This is a genomic window from Rhizobium zaerense (genome assembly GCF_051810725.1).
In the GTDB taxonomy this organism is placed as follows: Bacteria; Pseudomonadota; Alphaproteobacteria; order Rhizobiales; family Rhizobiaceae; genus Rhizobium; species Rhizobium leguminosarum_I.
The window spans coordinates 1,023,490-1,047,561 of the sequence record NZ_CM132690.1; the positions used below are offsets into that span (position 1 = coordinate 1,023,490).

At 58.9% G+C, this 24,072-nt stretch carries 15 protein-coding genes and 1 pseudogene; 5 read left to right on the plus strand and 11 right to left on the minus strand.

The features are described from left to right. The first annotated feature begins 409 nt into the window (after positions 1-409). Positions 410-604, plus strand: coding sequence for a hypothetical protein (locus ACS4RR_RS04995; protein WP_017967288.1), 195 nt, complete (start codon positions 410-412; stop codon positions 602-604). Between the two features lie 362 nt (positions 605-966). Here the strand turns inward: ACS4RR_RS04995 and ACS4RR_RS05000 are convergent, their stop codons facing one another. The 3 genes from ACS4RR_RS05000 to ACS4RR_RS05010 form a co-directional block, all read right to left on the minus strand. Continuing rightward, entirely contained in the window at positions 967-1,185 is a 219-nt protein-coding gene (locus ACS4RR_RS05000) for a hypothetical protein (protein ID WP_017967289.1), read from the minus strand. A gap of 1,251 nt (positions 1,186-2,436) precedes the next feature. Then, positions 2,437-7,977 carry a trifunctional serine/threonine-protein kinase/ATP-binding protein/sensor histidine kinase gene (locus tag ACS4RR_RS05005; protein WP_456189783.1) on the minus strand — a complete coding sequence of 1,847 codons (5,541 nt, stop codon included), beginning with the start codon at positions 7,975-7,977 and terminating at the stop codon, positions 2,437-2,439. Positions 7,978-8,818: 841 nt separating this feature from the next. Next, positions 8,819-9,457: a response regulator transcription factor gene (locus tag ACS4RR_RS05010; RefSeq protein ID WP_162115682.1), complete on the minus strand. Its 639-nt coding sequence runs from the start codon at positions 9,455-9,457 to the stop codon at positions 8,819-8,821. 417 nt (positions 9,458-9,874) lie between these two features. Here ACS4RR_RS05010 and ACS4RR_RS05015 point away from each other — a divergent pair, with 417 nt between their 5' ends. Beyond that, complete coding sequence (locus ACS4RR_RS05015; RefSeq protein ID WP_170276268.1) at positions 9,875-10,270, plus strand: response regulator transcription factor; 396 nt, start codon at positions 9,875-9,877, stop codon at positions 10,268-10,270. 135 nt (positions 10,271-10,405) lie between these two features. Here the strand turns inward: ACS4RR_RS05015 and ACS4RR_RS05020 are convergent, their stop codons facing one another. Further along, positions 10,406-10,843, minus strand: a complete 438-nt coding sequence (locus ACS4RR_RS05020; RefSeq protein ID WP_456189784.1) for a CGNR zinc finger domain-containing protein — start codon at positions 10,841-10,843, stop codon at positions 10,406-10,408. Next, entirely contained in the window at positions 10,752-11,087 is a 336-nt protein-coding gene (locus ACS4RR_RS05025; protein ID WP_456189785.1) for an ABATE domain-containing protein, read from the minus strand. The genes ACS4RR_RS05020 and ACS4RR_RS05025 overlap by 92 nt, the downstream gene beginning before the upstream one ends. Positions 11,088-11,366: 279 nt before the next feature. Here ACS4RR_RS05025 and ACS4RR_RS05030 point away from each other — a divergent pair, with 279 nt between their 5' ends. Beyond that, positions 11,367-11,573: a hypothetical protein gene (locus ACS4RR_RS05030; protein ID WP_026154474.1), complete on the plus strand. Its 207-nt coding sequence runs from the start codon at positions 11,367-11,369 to the stop codon at positions 11,571-11,573. Between the two features lie 147 nt (positions 11,574-11,720). After that, positions 11,721-14,012, plus strand: coding sequence for a PBP1A family penicillin-binding protein (locus ACS4RR_RS05035; protein ID WP_456189786.1), 2,292 nt, complete (start codon positions 11,721-11,723; stop codon positions 14,010-14,012). A gap of 178 nt (positions 14,013-14,190) precedes the next feature. Here ACS4RR_RS05035 and ACS4RR_RS05040 read toward each other — a convergent pair whose 3' ends face one another. The 6 genes and pseudogenes from ACS4RR_RS05040 to ACS4RR_RS05065 all read right to left on the minus strand — a co-directional run bounded on the left by ACS4RR_RS05040 (position 14,191) and on the right by ACS4RR_RS05065 (position 20,837). Further along, on the minus strand, positions 14,191-14,799 hold the full coding sequence (locus tag ACS4RR_RS05040; RefSeq protein ID WP_222386950.1) for a J domain-containing protein: 609 nt from the start codon (positions 14,797-14,799) through the stop codon (positions 14,191-14,193). Between the two features lie 434 nt (positions 14,800-15,233). Next, the gene (locus ACS4RR_RS05045) at positions 15,234-16,418 is read right to left on the minus strand and encodes an MFS transporter (protein ID WP_170259929.1); all 1,185 of its coding nucleotides are present in this window, start codon (positions 16,416-16,418) and stop codon (positions 15,234-15,236) included. Positions 16,419-17,733: 1,315 nt separating this feature from the next. Then, positions 17,734-18,765 carry an SLC13 family permease gene (locus ACS4RR_RS05050; protein ID WP_456189787.1) on the minus strand — a complete coding sequence of 344 codons (1,032 nt, stop codon included), beginning with the start codon at positions 18,763-18,765 and terminating at the stop codon, positions 17,734-17,736. A 305-nt stretch (positions 18,766-19,070) separates the two neighbouring features. After that, positions 19,071-19,424 (minus strand): annotated as a pseudogene (locus tag ACS4RR_RS05055) (TSUP family transporter); the annotation flags it as partial. A gap of 89 nt (positions 19,425-19,513) precedes the next feature. Further along, complete coding sequence (locus ACS4RR_RS05060) at positions 19,514-20,416, minus strand: universal stress protein (RefSeq protein WP_456189788.1); 903 nt, start codon at positions 20,414-20,416, stop codon at positions 19,514-19,516. Beyond that, positions 20,394-20,837 carry a P-loop NTPase family protein gene (locus ACS4RR_RS05065; protein ID WP_456189789.1) on the minus strand — a complete coding sequence of 148 codons (444 nt, stop codon included), beginning with the start codon at positions 20,835-20,837 and terminating at the stop codon, positions 20,394-20,396. The genes ACS4RR_RS05060 and ACS4RR_RS05065 overlap by 23 nt, the downstream gene beginning before the upstream one ends. A gap of 703 nt (positions 20,838-21,540) precedes the next feature. Here ACS4RR_RS05065 and ACS4RR_RS05070 point away from each other — a divergent pair. Further along, the gene (locus tag ACS4RR_RS05070; RefSeq protein WP_456189790.1) at positions 21,541-24,069 is read left to right on the plus strand and encodes a methyl-accepting chemotaxis protein; all 2,529 of its coding nucleotides are present in this window, start codon (positions 21,541-21,543) and stop codon (positions 24,067-24,069) included. The last annotated feature ends 3 nt before the right edge of the window (positions 24,070-24,072 follow it).

A 24,072-nucleotide genomic window follows, 5' to 3' on the forward strand; every position in this document is an offset into this window, starting at 1 on the left:
GTCCGAATGTGCGAGACTCCTGGCTCTCAGCAGGCCACTTCGATTTGGTCATCCAGACCTACCAGCGAACGAGGCGCAGGCCGCGGCACCAAGTGCCGCTCGCCGTCAACGGAGACGATGCAAGCTTTTGGAAGGCTATACGAATAGATAGCATGCCTGATTCCAACGCATCTCTTCATTAGCGGGTACAAAAATGCTCTACTATGAGCGCCTGCTTAAAGGCAACGAGCCGCCTAACTCTTTGTGGTGCAACGGTTCCTTTACCACCCGCTGAATGCGGGGCTTCTTCCTCTGCCGAGCTGCCGACTAGCGTCACGAGCCTCGCAGATGTCCAAGAGCAGCCGGGCAGTCATGTCTGATAGTCCGCTCACAATTGACGAAAGTCGTTACCACATGGAAGCCGTTCACAATGCCAGCTCAAAGATATAGCCGTTGCAAGAACCTCAATATTTACTGGACTGTGTTGGACAAAGTCATGGGACAGGCGGTTACCATCGATGGGTTTGTCATGGACATGCTCACCGCCGAGGAGGCCGATAACTTGGTCGATCTATTAAATCGTGGCAACCAAGAGAGCCTCTGGTGTCTTGCCGAACGGTGTTAGAAGCAACGGTCGATACCGGCGTGCTCGTGCGGCACTTTGACAGACTGAAAACCTTAATCTCGACGTCCTTTCGACCACGGCGTTCATTTGGATGCTGGAAAAATGATTCGGTGTGGAGAATGCAGCCGCCATTTGATTGATCAGCAATATTGGCGCTGGCGTGAACGAGCACAGTAGACCTAGGATTCCCGGCCCATTTCCTGAGGACCCCATCCACGTCCGAAAGCCGTACTTTTCGCTTTCGGTTGCGGTAGCATCTATTATACAATTCCGGATAGTCCCTGGTCGGATTAGTTCCTTTAGAGATTTGCGAAGCCTGCCATTTTTTTCGGCCGTTGGACATGCATCGATGTGCTTGGACCTCAATTCCCTCGGCGAAGAACATTGAGGGCGTCTTGCAATCTAAGGGCAGCCAGCGCCTTCGTTGCCTCGTCGGCCGGCCATCCGGCTTCCATCGCCGCCGACAGCAGAGTGGCGTCGGTGTGAAGCTCAAGTCTCTCGTAGAGGGGCTCAAGCGCTTCTCGGGCGGTAACAACGTGCTCGTCCGCAGGCGTGATAGGAGTCGGAGATACCGTCGGCATTCTGCGTCCCTTCTTAACGGTTTTGGAACCTGAAAATTGGCCAAGGTTCCAATGTCTAGTCAATGGCTGCCGACGCCCGGTGCGAACATGACCAGCCTAGGGAAGCCTGCACTCATGAGAAAAATCTAAAACAAACCGCGTAGGTCCGCCATCATACTTGTGTATGCGCAACTTATACGGAGGCAGCACCAGGCGGGCTGCTAGAGAGTTATGCTCGGCTCGGCCGCGCGTTTCGAGCATGAAGCGTCTATACATTTCTCGACGAGAGCATCTCATCGGGAAGGAGCGGGTGGTAGTCTATCTGATTTCTGACCGTGGCCCCCGACGGGCGTCTCCTAAACCCCTGTATAAGGCATCCCCTCCCTCTTCGCTACCCGACCCTTCCTCAAGATCAATAGCAGGTCGAACTGCGCCCTGTTACGGTCGTCGTACTTCCTCCCGCGCGGCAATGTCATCAAGGTCGCAAAGGAGTTCATCGCCTCGCGATGCCTGCATCAAGAACAGACTTGAGCACAGTTCGCCAGGGGTAGGTGTCCGGCGAGCCGACGGGTCAGACCGTTTGCCTCTTCGCTCCCTAGCGTTCTTTCGAAGGATTGACACCATGATACACGACCTCCACCGCATCCAAATCGAGCTGATTCCATTGACGCTTTTTCCTAGAGCATCGGGGGAAGCTTGGCCGTGGGCTCCAGGCTCTCCGCTCCACACGCCGCCAGATATTGCATCACGGCCGTCCACGGACTTGGAGGCTCATTTGATGATGTTTTCCGTCATGCCACGCACCACGATGGAGTGTCCCTGGGGACAAGCTTTGCACGCCTGGAGATCTGCCTTCATCCTATACGTTACTGGAACCCAGTTCGATCTTTTTTGCTACTCCGCTGGGCTTGTCCGTCTTCTAGACGACTTCGGAAATCTCACTCCTTCAGCGATTTCCGTGAGCATGCATTAAGCCCGACCGCCTCTTGCGTGCAGAATTGAGGAGCAGCAAGCTTGGCGCCTGGCACCTTTAGCTGGTGCAGACATGTTGATGCTCTCCAACCCCGTCCAGTTTCCGGTTGCGCGATTTCGCACGGTGGTCGATGCGACCGTTGCTTTTCGCCAGTGCCATCGGCCCGATCGCGGCATCGTAGAGGTGAATCCAGCTCCGCTGCACCTCGTCGTCTGGTGATGGCGACGAGGGGCTCTGCCTAAGGCCTAAACACTTCGCAGAGACCTACTTTCTGCGAGAGCTTCAGCCAGTTGTTAGTCCTACGCAGTCTCCCACGCCGCCATTTGGTCGGCTGGCTTTGCGCCGATGGTTTCGTCTCGTTCGAGAGGCAGGGTGAACAGAAACATTGCCCCACAAGTTCCATTGGCGGTTGCCCACATCCGGCCGCCGTGAGCCTCGATGATCGAGCGGCAGATCGCCAGGCCCATACCCATGCCGCTGGATTTGGTCGTGTAGAAAGCCTCAAATAGACGGTCCATGGTCTGCGGGTCGAGACCTGGACCCGAGTCGCGCACCCCGACGACCACGCCTCCTGAGGACTCTGACTCGGTGCTGATCAGCAGCTCGCGTTCTTCTGCGTCGATGCCGCTCATCGCCTCGATGGCATTCATGATCAGGTTTAGGACCACCTGTTGCACCTGGATGCGATCTCCTTTCACGGACGGAAGGCTGGTCGCGAATTCGGTTTGTAGCGTGACGCCTTGCCGATGCGCTTCACTGCTGGTCAACGCAATGACGTGACGAATGGCTTCATTGAGGTCGAACTGCCCATCGCGAGGCGGCTCTTTCTTGACCAAGGCACGGATCCGGCCAATGACGTCGCCGGCTCGATTGGCGTTCTCGGCGATTCGGCCGAGTGCCTGAGCCACTTCCTCCAGATTCGGCGGATGGGTACCTAGCCACCGCAAGCCGGCCTGGGCGTTGGTGAGCGAGGCGGCGAGCGGTTGATTGACTTCATGGGCGATAGAGGCTGTGAGCTGACCCATTGTGGCGACGCGGTTTGCGTGGGCCAGTTGCCCCTGCGCCACGCGCAATGCTTCCTCGCTCTCCCGCAACGCCTCTTCGGCCTGCCTGCGCTCCGTCAAATCGAGGACGAAAGAGACGCCTTCGTCCCTGCTTTCTTCCAATAGAGCACTGCCGATCAGCACGGGCAGACGGCTGCCATCTTTCCGAAAGTATTCCTTTTCGAACGGTTGCACTGACCCGATCTTCTTCAGCTCCGCGACGGTCCGTGCGTCGCGGTCGCGCCATTCGGCCGGCGTCAGCTCCGTCCAGCATAGCCGACCCGAGGCAAGATCGTCTCGGTCGTATCCCACCATGTGGAGAAACGCGTCGTTGGCCTCGAGGATGCGACCTTCGATATCCCAGATGACGATCCCGATGATGTTGGCCTTGACGAGGCGACGGATCTTGGCTTCGCGTTCAGCGAGATCGCGGTACAACCGGGTATTCTCGAGTGAGATCGCTGCCTGAGAGGCGAGCAGCTTCAGCACCGCGATCCTGGCCGGCGCGAAGACCCGAGGGGCGAGGTTGTTTTCGAGATAGAGTACCCCGGCCAGTTGGCCCTGATTGAGCAACGGCACACAAAGAACAGAACGAGCACGGTGTTGACAAATGTAGGGGTCCGCGGAAAACCGATTCTGAGCAATGGCGTCGTCGAGAACGACGCTTTCGCTTGTGCGCAAGACATAATGAAGGAGCGATTGCGGCAGGGTGTCTCCTGTCACGATCTCGTCACGCATCTGCACCAAGACCGTTTCGCCGCCCGTCGTGGCTTCTGCCGTGATCCGTGACTCACCGCCACGCGGCAGGATCAATAAGCCGCGCTCGGCGCCCGCCTGCTCAACGGCGGTGCGCAACACGGTGTCGATCAGCTTTTGAAGCACAATCTCGCCCGACACCGCCTGCGAGATTTTGATAACGGTTGCGAGATCGAGCTGTTCGACCGGTGCACCGATGGTGCTTGTTGGAGAGGAGGCGCGCTCTTCGCCTCTCAGGTCGGGATAGAGTTGGTCAAGTTGCCGCACCTTACCGTCGGCGCCCCAGCGCAGATAGCAGCCACGCGCGTTGCGGAGATAGAGACGAGCGAAATCCTCGAAGCCTCCCAGTTCATAAAAGCGGGCGGCGAGTTCATATGCGAGGGCTTCATGATGAACGAAGCCGTTAGCGCGCGCCGAGCGGATCGCTTGTTCATAAAGACGCACGGCGTCGATTTCGCGGCCTTCGAGGCGTGCTATTTCGGCGCCGACCAGCGCGGCTCGGTTCTCGAAGTTCTCCGGGCAATTCTTCGCATAGATCTGAAGCTGTCGGTGGTGGGCGACGAGAGCCTCGGTATGCCACGCCCGCTGCTCAGAGACAGCATGGTCGCAGCATGCGGCGCGGGCCAACGCACCGTAGAAATGATGCTCCGGCGTTTCCTCGAAATGCGACACCGATGTCCATGGCAGCCTCTGCGCCCGCAATGACGCATCGACGGCCGCCTCGTAGTCGCCGGCAAAAAACCGCGCCTGCAGTTTTCTGACAAAGTAGCAGGTTTCCGCAAGATTCGGATTTTCGGAAAACCGACGTTCGATCTCAAATTCGTCGAATCGCTCGTCGTCGAAGGAGCCGAATTTGCGGGTCAACCCGCGCAGGGTCCGGACGAGTCCGAGCTGCGCACTGGCGAGATCTACAACGAACTGGAACCGCACCTCCTGCGCGAACGTGAGGCCAATCTCCGCTTGGCGCTGCACTTCCATAAGCGGATCTCCCGCCGCCAGCAGGTTCGAATTCAAACTGACATAGCTGTATCCGGCAAACGTGAGGTCGCCGCTCTGGTTGGCAATGTCAAGCGCTCGCCGCAAGATGTCGCGGCCGGTTCTGACATGCTTCGTCCACGGTATGACGTGAGCCCCGAAGTCTTTGTAAGTCCTGGCCTGAAAGCGCTTCAGGTCGTGCTTTTCGACGAGATGGCAGCCTAGCTGACCGAACCTGAATCCGGCCTCATAGTCGCCGAAGCGCGGTCCGGCAATATAGCCAAGCGACACATAATGGTAGCAGGAGCCGTCGCTGTTGCCTCGCTCGAGGCTCAGGTTCACAGCCAGGCAGATTGCCATGCAAGCCAGATCTGCATCCGTATGCCATACCGCCCCAACCAGACGGGTGAGAATATCCAGCGTCGAGGAGGATGCTGGGTCGCTCATCAACGGCAGATCAATGAGTTCCTCGATCGCGCGGCTCCCGAGCTGCGACCATATTCGGCCGTATTCTCGTTGCACCTCCTCGTCGGCCGGATGCGGCGCCCAGTCGATGCCGAGATGTTGCCTCACATGGTCGAGACCGACTGCGGCCGACCGGCCGGTCTGACCGAGCGCAGCATAGAGTTCGATGCGCAGGCAGGCGACAGCAGCCTGATCGTCGGAGCAGACAGCACGATTGGAAAGCTGTGCTAATCGCTCCTCCGCGTCCGGTAACGCGCCAAGGTGGAACTCGCATTCGGCTCGGTTCAGCTCAAGTGCGAAGGCCAGTTGGCGCTGGCGCTCCCAGGCGTCTTGCGGCAGCAGCGTCGTGCCTGCTACAAAATAGTTGAGCGCCGAGGCGTATGCCGTCGACGCCTTTGCGCGCTTGCCGGCCAGCAGATTGAACTCGGCCAATTGCTCGCGCTCCTTAGTTGAGGTGATCAGTGCGGCTCCTCGATTGAGTTGACTGACAATCTCGAAAACATAATCGTCAATCAGCTCCGGCGCGGTGTTCGCAGCAAGCAGCCTCCCAATGCGGAGGTGCAACTCTCCGCGTCGCTCCTTCGGGATCAGCGAATAGGCGGCTTCCTGAACGCGATCGTGGACGAACCGGTATGCGTCTGCCAACCGCTCGAGCAGTTCATGAGCGACGGCAGGCGATAAGGCGCCGGCGACTTGCTCCTCTGATATCCCGAGGACGAGTGAGAGCGTCGCAATATCTGCTATGTTTCCAAGGCAGGCGAACTGCTGCAACGCTTCCCGCGTTTCGGGCGGCTGGCGCTCAAGCTTGCCGACCATGAGGTGCACGACGTTATCGGTGTATCCCTTGGCGTGAATGCGCCCGAGATCCCAGGACCAGCATGCCGTGTCATGATCGAAGGCGAGCATTCCCTCTTCGGTGAGCGAAAATAGGAACTGACGGACGAAGAACGGATTGCCGCCGGTCTTTTCGTGCATCATTTGTGAGAGCGGGGCTGCACGATCGGTCTGACAGTGGAGCGCATCCGCAGTCAACTGCCGGAGATGGTCTTTAGTAAGCGGCGCAAGCGTGATCTCCGCGACCTTGCCACCGGCGGTTTTGATCGCGTCAAGTTTCCGCATGAGCGGGTGGGCGGCGGTGACTTCGTTGTCGCGATAGGCACCAACCAACATCAGGTGTTGCAGATCCGACCGCGTCAAGAGATCTTCCAGCAGATCGAGCGTCGCCGCATCAAGCCACTGCAAGTCATCCAGAAAAAGCGCCAGCGGATGTTCCGGCTGGGCGAAGACACCGATGAACCGCCGGAATACCAGCTCGAATCGCCGTTCCGCATCCTGTGGCGGAAGTTCAGCGACCGGCGGTTGGTCGCCGATGATGAGTTTTAGTTCGGGGACGAGGTCGACCATCAGTCGTCCGTTCGGCCCCAGCGCCTCTCTCAGCGTCTCGCGCCAGAGTGCCAAATCGGCGTCGCTCTTCGCGAGAAGCTCCCGGACAAGGCTCTGAAACGCCTGCGCCAGGGTCGCATATGGAATGTCGCGCTTGTACTGATCGAACTTGCCGGACGCAAAAAGGCCGCGCGGCGGCACCAGAGCTTTGTGGAGTTCATTGACCACCGCCGACTTGCCGATGCCGGAATAGCCAGAGACCAACACCAACTCCGGCGCCCCGCTCGACACCACGCGGTCGAAGGCAGTGAGCAACGTCTCGACCTCGTGCTCCCGCCCGTATAACTTCTCGGGAATCAGCAGGCGGTTCGGGATGTCGCGTTCGCCGAGCGGGAATGCGTCAATCCGGCGCTGCGTTGCCCACTCGCTGAGACAGCGGCTCAGATCGTGCTCGACGCCGCCTGCCGTCTGGTATCGTTCCTCGGCCGTCTTGGAGAGCAGCTTCATGACGATGGCCGAGACTGCCGGTGAAACATCCGCCACCCGCTCGTCGGGCGGTGTCGGCCGTCGTGCAATGTGGCAATGCACCCATTCCATCGGGTCGGAGGCGGAGAACGGCAGGCTGCCGGTCAGCATTTCGTAGAGCGTCACGCCGAGCGCATAAAGGTCGCTGCGGGAATCGACGGAGCGGTTCATGCGCCCGGTCTGCTCGGGGGCCATATAGGCGAGCGTTCCGGCGACCACTTGGGGCGGCTCGTGCGTCTGCCGCTCGCGGGAGAGACGCGAGGCGATCCCGAAGCCTGTTAGCCGCACCTCGGTGCCCGTGCCCGTTACCAGGATATTGGCCGGTTTGATGTCCTTGTGAAGGAGACCGCGCTGGTGGGCCCCACCGAGCGCGGCGGCGATGCCGATCCCAATGCGCAGGAAAAGCTCCGTTTCCATTGCCGTTCCGAGCCGCCCGGCGAGCGGCTCGCTCCCCGGATCTTCAAGCACCAGCATGGTACGCCCGCCTTCGCGTACCAACGCAAGCGGTCGCACCGCCCATGCGCTATCGAGCTCATCCTTCAATCCATATTCATGGTCGAGGCGGCCGAGGCTCGTAGGTGTCGGGTGTTCGAGCGCCGAAAGTACGACCAGTACCTGGTTCCACTTGCCGTCGGCACCCCGGCGCCGTTCACGGTGGAACACGCGATCACCATCCTCCCAAAGAACCTCCAAACTCCTATCTCCACCAACGCAGAAGAAAGAGGATGTGCTTCCGGCACTGCCACTTTCATTTCGGAGATCCGTCCAGTCAAATTGGCAAAAGCGAGCACATATGACGAACCTCGGCCACTTCCCCACCTCTTTAGCACATCTCGCCTGTTCGTCCCAACAACGAGCGGCCATCGCCCACCCGTTCGCTCGTGGTGCACCTATACGAAAGACCGCCCAGCGGCTGCTGGGCGGTCAGGCGGGTCATGGCCCCACAGAGCTTCGGAGGGAGGAGCGCCGAAGCTTAGTGGTAGCAACGGGGGGATTCGCTACCTGCCCGAGGCAACGAGTAGACACTAGCGACGGAAGGGACGACGGGAAATTATACTGTGGTTTGGTCTTGCGATACCTTGGGATACCGGCACGGATACCCATCAGCGAACTTCCGCTCGGCGATCGACATGTCGGCGACGTCGTCCGGGTCCGACGACGATCGGGGTGACGGTCTCTCTCCTTGTCTTACCCAGCAGCCGGGCAGGTGGTACGGCCGCGGAGTCGCCTAAGATACAAGGCCAGCACATGGTCAACATCGGCGTGCTTCGGCGTGTCGTGCCAACGGTTGCGATTCGTTGTCGCTGTTGAAGACGAAAGTGTCTTGCCCGCTCTGAGGCCTAAAGGGAGCCAGAGCCTCCCGCCGCGTGGGGAGGCTCAAGGTGGGCCGATCGGGAGCGATACGGCCTGGGAGGAGGAGGTGGAGGACGAAAGAACCGGCATCATAGAGGAGGGTCCCCGCCGGGGCTATCGGCCACCAGGAAGGATCGATTACCAATGGGGAGGGGGTGAGCTATACGCGGAGCCAAGACTTTTACGAGTGCGTTTGTGGCTTTCCCGGCGCGAGCATCAGCTTGTCAGCCATACGCGCGAGTTCGGGCAGGGATCTGGTACCCATCTTTTGCATGACCTGGCTGCGGTGAACCTTCACGGTAATCTCGCTCACGCCTAGATCACTTGCAATTTGCTTGTTGAGTCGTCCGGTCACCACCAAAGCCATCACCTCGCGTTCCCGCGGCGTCAGGCTATCGAAACGCGCTCTGACCGTCGCCAAGGACTTTTCATTTTCAAGCCACGCGCGGTCGCGCGCCAGGCCGACGTGAACGGCATCGAGCAAATCCTGGTCTCGGAACGGTTTCGTTAGGAACTCGACCGCGCCCCCTTTCATCGCCTTGACTGACATGGGAATGTCGCCGTGCCCGGTAATGAAGACGATGGGCAACTGAATATTTTCTCGCGACAGCTCAAGCTGAAAATCAAGACCGCTCTGCCCCGGGAGCCGGACATCGAGCACGAGACAGGTCGGCCCGTTGGGTCGCCCAGATCTGAGGAAGTCGCCGACCGAAGCAAGGAGGTTGACGGCAAAGCCGACGGAACGCAGCAGACTGCCAAGCGCCTCGCGGATTTCCGGGTCATCATCTATGACAATGATGGTGGCTGGCGCCTCGGTCAATCGTCAGAACTCCCAAGGTGAATCGACGTTTTGGGAATATATACTATCTATCCCCATCGCAGCAGCAGCGGGCGAAGCCCAACAAGCATAGCGCCGGTCACGCGATGAGAACACTACTCCTCTCTCCTTCCTAGTGTCGAAACGGGTCTTCTTTCGCACACTAGAATGCGCGATAATTACCTTGGCCACAAGGCTGGATGCGGGCCGCCCCAAAAGCGCTTGCGCGTCCAGCAGTCTGCCGTGTCGTGCCGATGCGCCACATGGCCCGCGATGCCGCGCTGGTCGCGCAAGTCTTAGATCTCTATACGAATGTATAGCTTGCGACGCCTTTGTCGCCGTTCAATATTAATCCATCCAGTCAAGCGCGCCACAACGCTAATTCGGCCCGATGCCGGTCGGCGAAGTTGGGAGGCGGCAGTGCCAATCAAGAGACCTCTGATTGCGATCGTCGACGACGACGAGTCGATGCGGGACGCTATAAAGGGGCTCATGAGGTCGATGGGATTTGACGCCGAGTCTTTTTCATCCGCTGATGATTTCTTGATGTCGCCTCATATCCGCCGCACGGCCTGCCTCGTGACGGACATCAATATGCCCGGAACGAGCGGACTCGATCTGCACCGCCGGCTCGTCGCACTGGGCAAGAGCATTCCGACTATTCTGATCACCGCCTTCCCGGAAAAGAATATGGGCGCGTCAGCATTGGACGCGGATGTCGTCGGCTGCCTGACAAAACCGTTCAACGGACAGTTTTTGCTTGATTACATCCGTTCTGCGCTGGCTCCCAACGGCGAAGGCGAAAGCGGTTCTTGAGGTCGCAAAGATCTGTTGTGGGTTACACCACAAGGCCGACTTTCAGCATCTTGGAAAAAGAGGCGGTAAAGCCCATGGTTCGTATCTCATCAAGAGCCGCAGCAAATGACTTCCGCATCTCTATCGATGCTTCGTTCAAAACCGCTTTACGCGTGCGTGCGTACCGCAGGTGGCCTCGGAACACCAAAGCCGCCGTCCGCTCTTTGACGTATCGAGAAACAACCACCCGCAATTATCGCCTTTGCATTGCCGGATGAGGCGGCGCCCATTGCGCCCGGTGATCAACTCAACTGCCAAAACGGCGAACAGCGCAACGAGGTCGCTCGGGTCCTTAAGCGGCAGCAGCCACCGAAAACCGTCCTCGGCTTTGGATAGCACCTGCCGGGCGCGAGCCCTCGTGGCAATGTCGTGGACGATTTCGAATGCTTGATGCGGGTAAGGCTGGCAGGCGCCTTCCGATAGGAAGAGTGTATAGATTGCTTCACGAAGGATCACCGCTTCTTTCAATGAGGCCTCGGCTCTGCGGGGGATGAGCTTTAGCAAACGCACTGAGTCCGGCCATTTGTTCTTCATCTATGAGGCCGGGACGTTGTGCGAGGACGACGACATCATCATACGAGTGCAGGAGATCGGGTCCCCGTCGATCCCCCCGATTGTCGATCGTATTGGCGAAATCCAGGGCGGATGCCCACCGCCGTTCCGGGAAAGGTCGCAAACTGCACCCCTGACGCGCCGAGCCGGGCTCAAGGCTGAACTCAGCTCGGCATCCACCTGTCGCATCAGGTGACGTCGAAATTCCGCAGTCTCGTCCGCGCATTCGACAGACGAAGGGACAAATTGCGGGTCGAATTTCGGCCTATTCAATCGCGGTGGATCTTGACGTTTGCTGTTGCTGCCGGCTCCTCAGCCGGCCCGGCCTCATGGGGCAGCCTCTTTGCCTCCGTCGGCACTGATCAAAAAAGCCGATCCGAGATCATAGAGCGGGCAACATCTGAAATCGCCAGCTTCATCGGAACTGTCCTAGGCCATTAGGAATTACCATGATGGCCGCCTGCCATCACTCAGGAGGTGATGGCGCAGTGCCATGAGGAGCGACATGACAGGGAATGACGCACTCCGCGAGGAAATCTATCGGCTTGCCGCGGTGGCCGAAACCGACCCAGCAACAACGTCGAATTTGAAGTCGCTGGCCGTCCAACTCTGGGCACACTTCGACGAGTTCACTGTCGAGGACCTGGAAGATATACTGAGGGACGAATGGAGGACTCGCGGCCTACCGTTCAACGACAACGCGGAAATATAGTGATCGCTCAACGTCGTTCCCGGCGGCGGTGCCCCACCAGCTCGGTTTATCGCCAGGCGCTCGGAACCATGTGACGCCTTTTGCGGTAGAACACACGGCATCGCCCGGCTATAAAGATATGCTGCGTTGGCTTTTTAGCGGTAACCGATGCCCAATTCTCCCGAATCCTCAGGTGAAAGCGTTAGCAACTCGAGCTCGGCTCGCAATCAGACAGTAAATTCGGCAGCGCAAGCGGCCGCCTCGGATCTGCCTGGAACCTCTCAATCCGACGACCCGCAACCGCCCCAAGAATCCTTCGGCCAAACCCGACGAGCCGTCAGGACGCTGTTCCGTGCGCTGCGCCAAGATTTGCAGGCGAGTTCAGCTTTGACAAAGATCAGCACGGCCGCATTGGCTTGGAAGACGAAGCTAAAGACATCGACGCCGTTCACGTCATCTCCCCAAAAAGGCATTACGACTGCTTTAGTCGAAGCCGGGCGCCGTTTTCGCAATCAGCATTCAAAGCCGCGTGAAAGTCGCCGCAGCGCATCGCTCGTTCCGGGCTGGCGGAAGTTCGCTGTTGGCTTGGCCGTTCTTGGCTGCCTCCTCGCAGGAAGCCTGCTGGTGTGGGCACTCAAAGACGTGCCTTGGAGCGAAATCCGGGATGGAACGTTAAAGCCGGTGGTAGTGCTGGAAACCGCTGACGGGGCGCCGTTGGTGAGACAGGGACCTTATCAAGGGCCATATGCTCGATACGACCAGTTTCCGCCCCATCTGATCGATGCCGTCCTTTCAATTGAAGATCGCCGGTTCATGAATCATTTCGGCATCGATCCGAGGGGCATCGGGAGGGCGCTTCTGCGGAACCTGGAGGCCGGTTCCGTGGTGGAGGGTGGCAGCACGATCACCCAGCAGCTCATCAAGCTGCAATACCTCGACAGCGACCGAACAATAAAACGAAAGGTTCAGGAGGTTGTCATCGCGGTCTGGCTGGAGTGGAAGCTCGGCAAGAGGGAAATCCTGACGCGCTATCTCAATAGCGTCTATCTCGGCGCCGGCGCCACCGGCATGCCTGCGGCCGCTCGGATCTATTTCAACAAGGATGTCGGTGACCTCAACCTGCCGGAGTCGGCGATGCTGGCGGGGTTGCTGCGGGCGCCGAGCCAATGGAATCCTATCGACAATCTCGAAGGCGCCCGGCAGCGCACCATGGTCGTTCTCGATGCGATGACGGCCAATGGCAAGATCACCGCACTACAAGCGGCTCAGGCCAAGACGAGCTTTGCCAGGCTGCAACCTACGACGCCCACGCCGCGCTCCGGAAGCTGGTTTGCCGACTGGATTTCGCCGCAAGCGAGCGAAATCGCCGGCTCCTCACCAGGTTCGACCACGGTGCGCACCACGCTGGTGCCGCAGTTGCAGCTGATCGCCGAAAGGGTCGTGAAAAGTGCTCTCGACAGTCAAGGAAAGACGGTCGGAGCATCGCAGGCCGCGTTAGTTGCGATGATGCCCGATGGCGCGGTCGTTGCCATGGTTGGCGGGCGTGACTACAAGGAAAGCCAGTTCAATCGTGCGGTCTCTGCGATGCGACAGCCCGGTTCTACCTTCAAGCTGTTCGTCTATTACGCAGCATTGAAGGCTGGGCTCACCTTGTCTGACCAGGTTTTGGACGCGCCAATCGACATCAATGGCTGGTCGCCTGAAAATTCCGGCGACAGCTATCGCGGTTGGGTGACGCTTGCTGAGGCGTTCGCGCGATCGCTCAATACCGCGTCAGTGGCGCTTGCCGAAGAGGTAGGTCTGGACAATGTGATTGCCGCGGCGCGCGAACTCGGCATCGATGCGCCGCTGGCCAACACGCCGTCTCTGGCGCTTGGCACATCCGAAGTTAATCTGCTCAACCTCACCAGCGCCTACGCGTCTGTCCAGCTCGGTAGGGCACCCGTGAAGCCCTGGGGCATCATCGACTTTCAAGCGGCAGGGCAGCCTAAGGCCTTTCGAATTGGCTTACAATCAAAGCCGAATGTCGATCTTTCGCCCTACCAATCCGATCTCCTCGGCCTCCTTCAGTTGGTGGTCGAGCGCGGGACTGGACGTGGGGCAGATCCCGGCACGTTTGCGGCCGGCAAGACCGGCACGAGCCAGAACAATCGTGATGCCTGGTTCATCGGCTTCACGGAAGCGCTCGTCGTCGGTGTCTGGGTTGGCAATGATGATGACGCGCCGATGAAGGGAGTGACGGGCGGCGCCCTGCCAGCACATATTTGGCGGGATTTCATGCGCGAGGCGGCGACCGAACCGATGCTGAACGGAGTGCGATCGACAGAAGCGGCGAACGATGGTCAAGGCGCACGGCAATCTTGCAATATAAACGCCTGCTCGCGCAGTTACCGCTCCTTTCGTCCATCCGATTGTACTTATCAGCCATATTCCGGAAGCCGACGGCTTTGCGAAAAGTGATGTGGCCCGGCAGAGATCGAGCACCGGTCGTCCTTGCCTCACGCCTTTAGGCTGAACGTCATTGTTTAATGCGACGACCTCTTGCTGCGAGCGGTCGCGCTGCCCAGTTGCTCTGCATCCATCTGTCAACAACCTACAGCTCACACTCACCATAGACCGCAAAGAGCGTGTCTCGGATCTAGCAGAATCCGTTCAGCTTGAGGATCTTATGGGCGTCGATTGCCGCCCGGAGTTCATCTTCGGAGTTTCGATCTCCTCGGTTAGCGTCCGGATGGTGCATCTTGAGCATCAGTTTGTAGCGTCGCCTAATTTCCACAGGCGTCGCGTCCTGCGAAAGGCCAAGCGTTTCGAAAGCTTTTGCTTCCAATACCTTGAGCTTACGCTGCTGGAGATCGGCTTTCGTGGCCTGATGTCGTGCAGCAATCTTGCGTGCGTTAAGAGTTTTTGCCGTACCGGAGCGAACGGTCGAAGGAAGCGGCGTCTCTGTCGCCGGCTCAACGCGGGTCCCCCACGTCTTTCGGCTGCCGTTTGCTGCTTCCCTCTGATAGCGGGCGGTCACCGGATCAGACAGATTGCTCGCGAAATTATAACCCTTATTGTATTCCCTCGCATGTTGAGGACAGAACATCAGGTACAAACCTTCTGCATCTCGCCCAACGGGCGCACGATTGGTGCCGCCGCTTTCGCAACCGTCCCACTGGCATTTCTGCTGGTAAAGCTCGCTGAGCGGAGCTGATTTTTTGCGCGTTGGCCTCAGGCCTACGAAAATCTTCGAATCAAACGTCATCGCGCGTTATATGGCGATCTGCAGAGAGGCGGCAAGCAACCATGCAGGAGGGGTTCCTGTTTCGGCATCTTGACTTCTTGCTCGTCACCGGCCCTCAGTACCTCGCGCACTATATCCTCGTCCTGGCCCGCCTCGGTGTCTGCAGCGACGGTCGTCTCGATTTGCCGTGTTCTGATGCCTGCGAAGTGTCTCCCAGGTGGCGCCTAGCAGGCTCGAGACACTGGCAGAGGTTCGGGGCGCGATGCACATCTTGACAGCTGCGCGTTCAGGACGGCAATCCAGGCGTTAACGTCCAAGGGGCGAAGTTCTCTTGAAACTTCATCGCGGACATTAAACGTATACACGTTGTGGGAGCGCCGAGCACGCCTCCACGGCGTGCTCGCTTATACTTTTCGCTGAACTCGTCGAGGCGCCGAAACCGGCAGCACAATCCGTCAACCGTTGAGGCTCCGAACAGCCGCGGCGCTAGCTCCGCCGGCAGCCCGGCGCGTAGGAAGCGCCTTGGCCGAAAGGAGTGCGTAAATGATCAGCGGAAGGCAGACCAGATAGGATATCCGGATTCCAGCATGCTCGGCAATAAAACCGAGCAGCGGCGGCGCCAGGAAGAAAACGACAAAGGTCATCTGGCCGAGGGCGGCGACGTTGAGATGCGCCGCTCGATCTATGCGCTGGGCCGCCGCCGAGACGGCGAGGGGATATACCGCACTGCAACCAGCGCCCATCAAGGCAAAGCCCGCCAGCGCGATATAGGGATGCGGCGCTCCCGATACCGCGCAGATGCCAATCGCCGAAAGAATAAGCAGCATCGTGGCAACGGCCCGCGCGCCAAACCGATCGACCAGCGGATCGACGAACAGGCGCGCCAGCGCCATGCAGAAAGTAAAGAGCGTCAATCCCAGTCCGCCAATGAAGGGCTCGACCGAAAAAACGTCGCGCATATAGATCGCCGACCAGTCGATCCCGGCACCTTCGACGAGAAAGGCCGCGATGCCGATCACGCAGAGCGGCATGAGGCCCCAGGTGGGAAGCGCTACCGGCGGTGCCTTGCCTTCATGCAACGCGATCCGCGCCGGCGCATTCCGCATGCCGGCAATCGTCCAGATACCGATGACAAGAACCGCGACAAAGGTCACGGCGAGATGGAGTTGCATCGAAATGCCGGCTTGGCGGACGATTGAGGAGACAAGTGCTGTGACGAAGAAGCCGAGGCTCCAGAAACCATGCGCTCTGTTCATCACGCCGCGTCCTAGCTGCGCTTCGATGCGGTCGATCTCAACGTTGAGATTGATCTCCAGCGCTCCGGCGAGCAGCCCCTCGACGAAAAGCACACAGAATACGACTGGCGCCGCACCGATCCAAGGCACCAGCGACAGCAGCGCAGACGTGCCGAGAACAGTAATGAATGCGGTCGTACGCGCGCCGAGCCGGGCGATCAAGGGCGAAGATAAGGTCAACGAAATTAAGGCGCCGATGGCAGCCCCTATCAGCGTTAACCCAAGCTCGGATTTATTGACGCCAAGTGCAACCTGCAAATCCGGCATCCTCGACAGCAGCGCCCCCAGCGACACAGCGAAGAGAAAGAAGCAGACATAGATCCGCTGCTGCGGCGCGATTATCATGATGCAACTCCGGGGATTGGCGCGTCCAAGCAGAACACGCGCTTATGGCGCCTGTGATGTCTATCTCACGGGGCCGGAGATCGAAACTTGTTTCTCAGTGGAGTATGGTCGAGGAATGATCTCACAACAGGGCGCAATTATTGCAGAGCGGGTTTGAAATGTCTCGAGAAAATAGCCTGAATTCTGCATTGCTTGCCTCGAACCAGAAGCGGTAATGGATCAAATGTTCCGCCTCAACCAGAAACGGTCGGCGGCCGTTCGTGACCGAAGAGCGTCACAATGGGTCTTCATCCCCACTCATTGCCGCGGCCGTTCCAATATCAGCGATGTCGCGAGTGGCGTTCGTACTCAGCGGTCGAGACAATCAGTCAGTGAAGGCCCTGCAACCTATTCCGGCGCTCGCTCAATAACTCCCGTTGAACCAAGGCCTTAGCGTGCTCGCGAAGACCGTTCGGTCCGGACAGGCCGAGTTCAACAAACCTCGTTTCTATTTCTTTGGGCATACTATTCGCTTCGTGCTGGCAAAGCCGCACCAGCCACTTCCATTCATCGTTGGTTAGCTGCGTTCGCGTGATCGTCATCTGTTTCCCCCCGGAAGACGATTATCGCAGGTTCAGAGAGAGCTGCAAGACCGATATGCTTGGAAATGCGGCGAATCCAGATCCGGCGGCACCGCGTTTTCCGTTTCGCCATTGATGAGCCGTGGGTTGGCCGTGTACACGCCTCAGCCGCCAGCCGCTCGACGACGCTAATCTGGGGTGCGTGCCTAAGTATTTCCTACCGGATGCGCGGCATGCCACCCCGACCATCGGAATGTCGGCATGCCTTCGGGACACGCCAGTTCCATAAATCTACTTATGCCTCAGAGACATCCTCGAATCTCGACCAATTTTACAAGTCTCTGTGCGATCAGGCCCCCGCAACCAAATCCCAAATACACTCCTGAGCAATATCGCTGGCGCGAAGACTTCATCTTCGCTGGCGATGGTAGCTCCTCGTCCTGCGGACCATAACCTGAAGACCGCAGGTTCAAATCCTGCCACCGCAACCAAATCCCAAATACACATACGCAAAAGCCCGCCTCCTGCGGGCCTTTTGCGTTTCTGCTTACCGGTGGGTCGAGACCTTGCCCCCAAGTTTTATCCAGTTTTGAGTTCGCTCCAGCGGTTTTTGGTTGCTGTTGTTGGTTCGGTAGCGGCGGGTTGCGGTGCGGAGCCATGGTCGCCATCATCGCGATCTGGATTGGTGTCGGTCTGATCACATGGACAATGATGCTGAAGGTTATCTCAGTTCGAGCCTGAGTTGCCAGGCATGCCTAAAGAGGCATGAAACCACCGAGCCACAACCAGAGGCCAGCGAAGACCATGGATAGGAGTGTGATCGGTACGCCAGCTTTCGCGTGATCCCGAAAAGTCAGCCGTACCCCTTGGGCTGAGGCACGCTCGGCCACGATCAGATTTGCAAGGCTTCCGACCAGAAACAGGTTTCCGGCCAGCGTCGAAAGAATGGCGAGGCCGACCAGGACCCCCTCCGGGATCTCTTGCCAGACCTTCAGGATCATCACCACGGCGGGAACATTGCCGATCGTGTTGCTCAGAAAAAGCGAGATCGGCACAAGGAACGAAACTCGATCGGGAAGGAGGCCATGGGCGGCGAGCATCCGCACGGCCTCCTCCGGAATTCCGGTCCGCGCGAAGGCGTCGTTGACGACGAACAAGGCCGCAAACAGGATCAGCAATGGCAGATCGATTTCGCCGAAGAGTTGTCGGGTCGGAAGGGTGCGGCTTACGATCAGGCAGGCGGCGACCAAAAGAGCCGAGATCTCGCGTGGCAGCGGCGTGGCAAACAAGACAAGCAGCGCAAGAAGGGCGACGGTACAGATTCCAACCTGAGCGCGGTCGAAGGCTACAGGCTCGAGGGGTGCGCCGTCGTCTGCCGCTGCGAGACTTGATCGCCAGATGAACGCGATACATCCGAAACTGAGAACAAGACCTGCGATCGCCGGGATGACGGCCTGCGCGAAATAGGGCCAGAACCCCAGCGCGCCGGCCTGACCGATGAGGATGTTTTGTGGATTGCCGATCAAGGTGGCGGCCGAACCCGCATTGCTGGCCGCGGCGAGACCAAGCAGGAATGGCCGTGGGTCGAGTTTCCGCACTTTGAGGCCGGTGCACAGCAGCGGCGTCATGGCGAAAACAACGATATCGTTGACAAGGAAGGCGGAGAGGATGCCGCCGACCGTGATCGTCAAGGCGAGCAGGCGCAGCGGCCTGCCTGCCTGGCCCGCTATCCAAACCGACGCCGCATCGTAGAAGCCGCTTGCACCAACACGCGCGGAAAGGATCATCAAGCCGCCAAGCAAAAGCAAGGTCGGAAAATGGATCGCTTCTAAGTCCTGGGACGCGTCCCAATGCCATCCCGAGATAGGTGAGCCCGAAGAGAATAACGACGAGATTTGTCATTGTGTGAGGTCGTCCATCGCGTCCGTTTACGATCGCACCATTGTGTCGACAAAGGCCGGCAGCCGGTCAAGCGGCTCCTGACCTGCCCACTTCTTGTTTCGCTAATTTCCAACGCGAGTAGAGACGCTCTCCACTGCAGTTTCTCCGGCCTCGCATCGTCGCCTGTCATCTGATTGTGGTGAAGATCTCCGCTTATGATCTTGTAGAGCGCCGCCGATTTCAGGCGCGTTGCCCATCCCGCCCCAAACCATGCACCGAACAGGCTTCCACCGAGCAGGTTGGAAACGATAAGCCAGTTCTCAGCGAGAGCGGCGAAAGGCACTGTTCCGGCGCGGAACGGCAGGGCGGTTGCGACCCCAACGAGGCTCATGGCCTTGTTAAGGATGGCCACTTCCAGGGCCGCGAAACTGAAAAGGCCGATCAGAAGAGGCAAGCGGAACTCCGCGCCGCCAAGGCCAACCAGCCTGCCGAGGGTGCCGATAATTGCACCTCCGCCGAATGCAATGGGTAAGCTTCGAGACTGAGGTGCTGTCGTTGCGTTCATCGGTATTGCGGTCGATAGCGCCTGATGGAAATATCGACTCTGTAGCGGCTTTCGTTGGCCCATGCCAGTCACATAACCGCCAAGTGTAGCTAATGCTTCATCATTATCGGAAGCGTTCTATGTGACAACAGATAGCGAGTGACGCGGCCGAGCAGCAACTCCAAGAAATATCCGTGCTTGTAGGCGCCGATCAGCAGGCAGGTGGCCTTCTCGGTTTTTGCGAAATCGAGGATCGTTTCGCCGACGGAGCGGCCGCCTGAGTTGATCGCGATAACGTCGCCGTCGAGTCCGAGTTGCTTGAGCAGTTCCCGCGCCGTGAACTGATAACTTCCGTCGGGTCTGTCGTTGACGCAGAGAACGGTAATGCGATCGGCCGTCGCCAGCCAGTGTCTCGCCGCGACGACGGCGCGCTGCGCATGATCCTGCGGCTTCCAGCCAATCACGACATGGCCGAGCAGGTTGCCGGCATATTGGCCGGGTGGCGGCACCAGCACCAACTTGCGTTCGTTGAGCAGGATGTCGTGGAACGTGTCACGGGCATCCATGTTGCCATGGCACGGGGCAACGACGAGCGCCGTCTCATGGCATTCGGTCGTCACGCAACGATCGAGATCGCCGCGGCAATCGTCGAGAAGGAGCCGGTCTCGACCAGGCTTACCTTGCTTCCAATCCTCGAAAGCGCGTGCGACACGCTCGAACCGCTGCGACGGCGAGCCTTCATCGTGTTCTCTCAGTAGCTGCAGGTCGATCTCCTCGGCCGCAGCGATCATCCTTTCCGGATCCGCACCGACGTGGGCGGCGGCCATGGTGCCATTGATGGCACCTGCGGCATCCTCGGCGATATCAAGGCAAGAGCGCGCTGTTGCCGGATCGGGCAGCAATGCGAGAATATCGGCATGGACGGTGATCTCATGCACATGGTCGGCGAAGATGACACCAGCCGGTTGTGACGGCGGTCTCGACGGGCCGTCACTTGAGAGCACATGGTTCATGTCGGACCTCCTTCCACGATGCTTGCATCGCTCCCAGTCCACAGAACTTCATTTTACGCCCGCGTCGCCTGGCTCGCAACGCCGCCGGCGGTGCAGGATTGTTCAAGGTCACCCGTTCGATTGATGGGCGCCTCCGGCCGACGCTGCGAAAATGTCCCAATATAGAGATCCCTCGCCAAAACTCGTGCGCAAAGGCGCCGCCTCGGTAAGCTTGAAACTGCGGGTCCCGGCGTTCGGCGCGCAGGGACGCCACGTCGGACCAGCCTTCCTCCGCGAAGCCGCTGGCGAACTCGAACATGTGGGTGACGAAGAACATGCGCGCACGATCGTCGAGCGAGGTGGCGACGATCTGCCGGGCGATCTCCGTGCCTTCGCGTTCGTTGGTCGCAGCGAAGGACTCGTTGAACGACGAATCCCTCAAACTTTTGCCAGAGCTTCAGGTCCTTGGCGGCGCAGCGTGCTGACGAGCAATTGAACCAGAATATCGTATCACTGTAGCAGGGCCCGCGCGCGCTTCTTCCCCCAAAAGAGTGAGCAAGAGATCGGCCCACCTTTGGCCCGATATCAAAGACATGGACCTTCCGCTGCCCGCGGCTGCCAATACGTCGATATCTTCTGCGATGGCGGTCGGAACCTTCAATGTCTTCGATCGGTTCGTACGCGTGAAGTGGAGGAACTGATCATGCCCGCAAAAAACGCTGCCCCATCCGAGAAGGGCATTCCTAAAGACCAGCGCGTCAATCGCCCCGACCACAAGGAAGCGCCACCGGACCCTGACGATCGCAAAGATCCGCCCCGAGATACGAGGGAGGCGCCCGTGCCCAACCCAAACAGCGAGCCTGTCGACAAATCTTAGCGCCGCCAGATCGTCGCCAATTGACTTGAGGATTAGCGGAGCATTTGCAGAGGATCAGCAAAAGCAACGGCAATGGAGAGCGTTTGTTGAAGACGTTGCCCATAATCCGGGTGAATCGATGGATGTCATCACAGATATCGCCGCATTTCTGATGCCTCATGCCTCATGCCTCGACAGATGAGGCGTGCATAATCCTCGGATCAACCCATTTATCGGTTCTTAAGCAAAGAATGACAGTTTGGCTCCGACCGGTGGTGGGGGTGCATTCGTGGTAAATGGTTTGATGTCGCAGGTTCGCATTCAGACGAAGGTGCTGGTACTTTTGGCGCCATTCGTCATTAGCCTATGCGCAGTGGGGCTGACGGGCTATTACGCGGCCAGCCTTCTCGAAGGTCGGATGGAGATCTCCAACCATGTTTTGCAGTCCCTGAACGGATTCAAACATGTTTCTTCCAGCATGACCGGCTTTCTGATGAAGCCGTCGCAGGAAGCCCGTGATACCGCGCTTGCGGATGCCCGAGAGCAACTGGGCAACCTGAAGCAGACGATCGAGAGCCTAAGGCCGACGACCGATGTGGGGCTTCTTGACCGGGCACTCGATCAATCGCAAATCATCCCGCAGAAGATCGAAGCGATCTGGCAAATCGAAACGGGGCAGCAGAAAATTCTCAGTGATGTTGACGCTGCTTCCGCGGCACTTCTTGATCTGCAAGGGCAGGTTGGCAAGCGCTCGTTCATGCTGATGGCTAGCGCGAAGAAGACGGAAAATGCCAACAAGGGCGGACTGAACAATTCCGTCTCCGTCAGCGCCGCCGCCAGTGTCGCGACAAAACTGCGTAATGACTATACGAATGCGATGACGCCGGCTGACAAAGTTAGCCTGTTAGCCAAATACGCGCCCGATTTGCAAAAGGCAAAGGAGCAGCTTTCGCCTGCGGTCGCGACCGACAAACAAGCGTTCGCCGCGCAGTATGCCGCTGCTGTGGACGTCATTGCCAACGCTTCGAAGGTGTCGCCTGACACTTTGGATGTCCCAGCAACGGATGCCACCGTTGCCAATCTTGCTGTAACTGGCGACAGTCTCAAGGCGGTTGGCGACGATCTGATGCGAACCTCCGTGGTCGCGCTTGCCGCGTCGGACAAGGATATTTCGCAGGCGACGAATGTCGGCAACGAACTGCGCGCCATCGTTAACAGCAATAACGAGATCCGCGTCGGCTTCGCCGAACTCGCCGGCAATCCAGACGACGCGCGAGTGAAGAAAGTCCAGCAGTCGATCTACATGTATCAGACCGAGCTCGGCCGTCTTGCCGGCGTGGTGAACGACGATCCTGTCTTTGCCGAAATTCCGAAGAAGGCTCAACCCGTCCTCGATCTGCTTGCAGCAAACGCTGCGGCGCTCTCCGAAGGTGCGGCGCGCAAGCTGGCGGAATTCGACAGCGCTGCTGCGCAGATCGACAACACCTGGAACCTGCTTGCTCAATTCGCCGAGACGCAAAGGCAAAATGCTGGGCAGGATCGTCAACAGGCCAATAGGATATCCGGTGGCGCCATTGTGTTCGGCATCCTGATCGCTATGACCGCGGGTGCCGCGCTGGTCGTCACCCTGAAGGGACCGATCACCCAGATTACCGCAGCGATGCGCAAGATCGCAGAGGGAAGGCTCGATACCGCAATCACCGGCGAGGCACGGGGCGACGAAATCGGGGAAATGGCCCGAGCGCTTTCCGTCTTCAAACAAAATGCGCTGTCGAATGTCGATATGGAACATCGGGCCGAGATCGCGCGGAGCGATGCGGAATCCGAGCGCGCCCGTAACGAACTCGAGCGACGTAGCGCCAAGGTCCAGGTTGACGCCGCAATCGAGGCGCTTGCAGAAGGGCTCACGCGGCTGTCGCGGGGAGAGTTGAATTTTTCGATCGATACGCCCTTTGCCGCCGACCTCGACCGGATCCGTACCGATTTCAACATGTCCGTCGCGGGTCTCAGGGAGACGCTTTGCGATATCCGCGAGACGTCTTCCCTCATCAGCGACAATGGCCGACAGATGGCGGAAGCCGTTGATGACCTGGCCAGCCGAACGGAAAAGCAGGCCGCCGCACTTGAGGAAACCGCAGCGGCAGTGGAGGAGATTTCTTCCGCCGTCAACACCTCTTCAGGACGGGCAGCAGCAGCGCTTGCGCTTGTCCAACGCGCCAAACAGGGCGCCGACGCCTCGGCTTCAGTGGTCCAAAACGCGGTTTCGGCCATGGGACGAATTGAGGACGCGTCGGGCAAGATCGTTCAGATTGTCAGCGCCATCGACTCCATCGCTTTCCAGACCAATCTCTTGGCCCTAAATGCAGGAGTCGAAGCGGCAAGAGCGGGTGAGGCCGGCAAGGGCTTTGCAGTCGTGGCGCAGGAAGTGCGAGAGCTGGCGCAGCGGTCGGCTCGCGCAGCCAAGGAAATCGGTGAGCTCATCAACAATTCCGTCCGAGAGGTTGCATCCGGCTCCGAATTCGTCGGTCGCACCGGCGATGCGCTGATGGAGATTTCCAGCGAGATCGTCCATATTGTCGGTCATATCGAGCTCATTGCCTCGTCAAGCCGCGACCAAGCGACGACACTCCATTCGATCAACGCATCGGTGAACGATATTGATCATATGACGCAGCAAAATGCGGCGATGGTGGAAGAGACGAATGCTGCCACCAGACAGCTATCGTCCGAGGCGCTTGCACTTACCGACATGATTGCGCGCTTTCGGCTTGAAGGCCACGAGCGCGCGGCTTCAAGAGGGTACCAGACTGCGGCATGACGG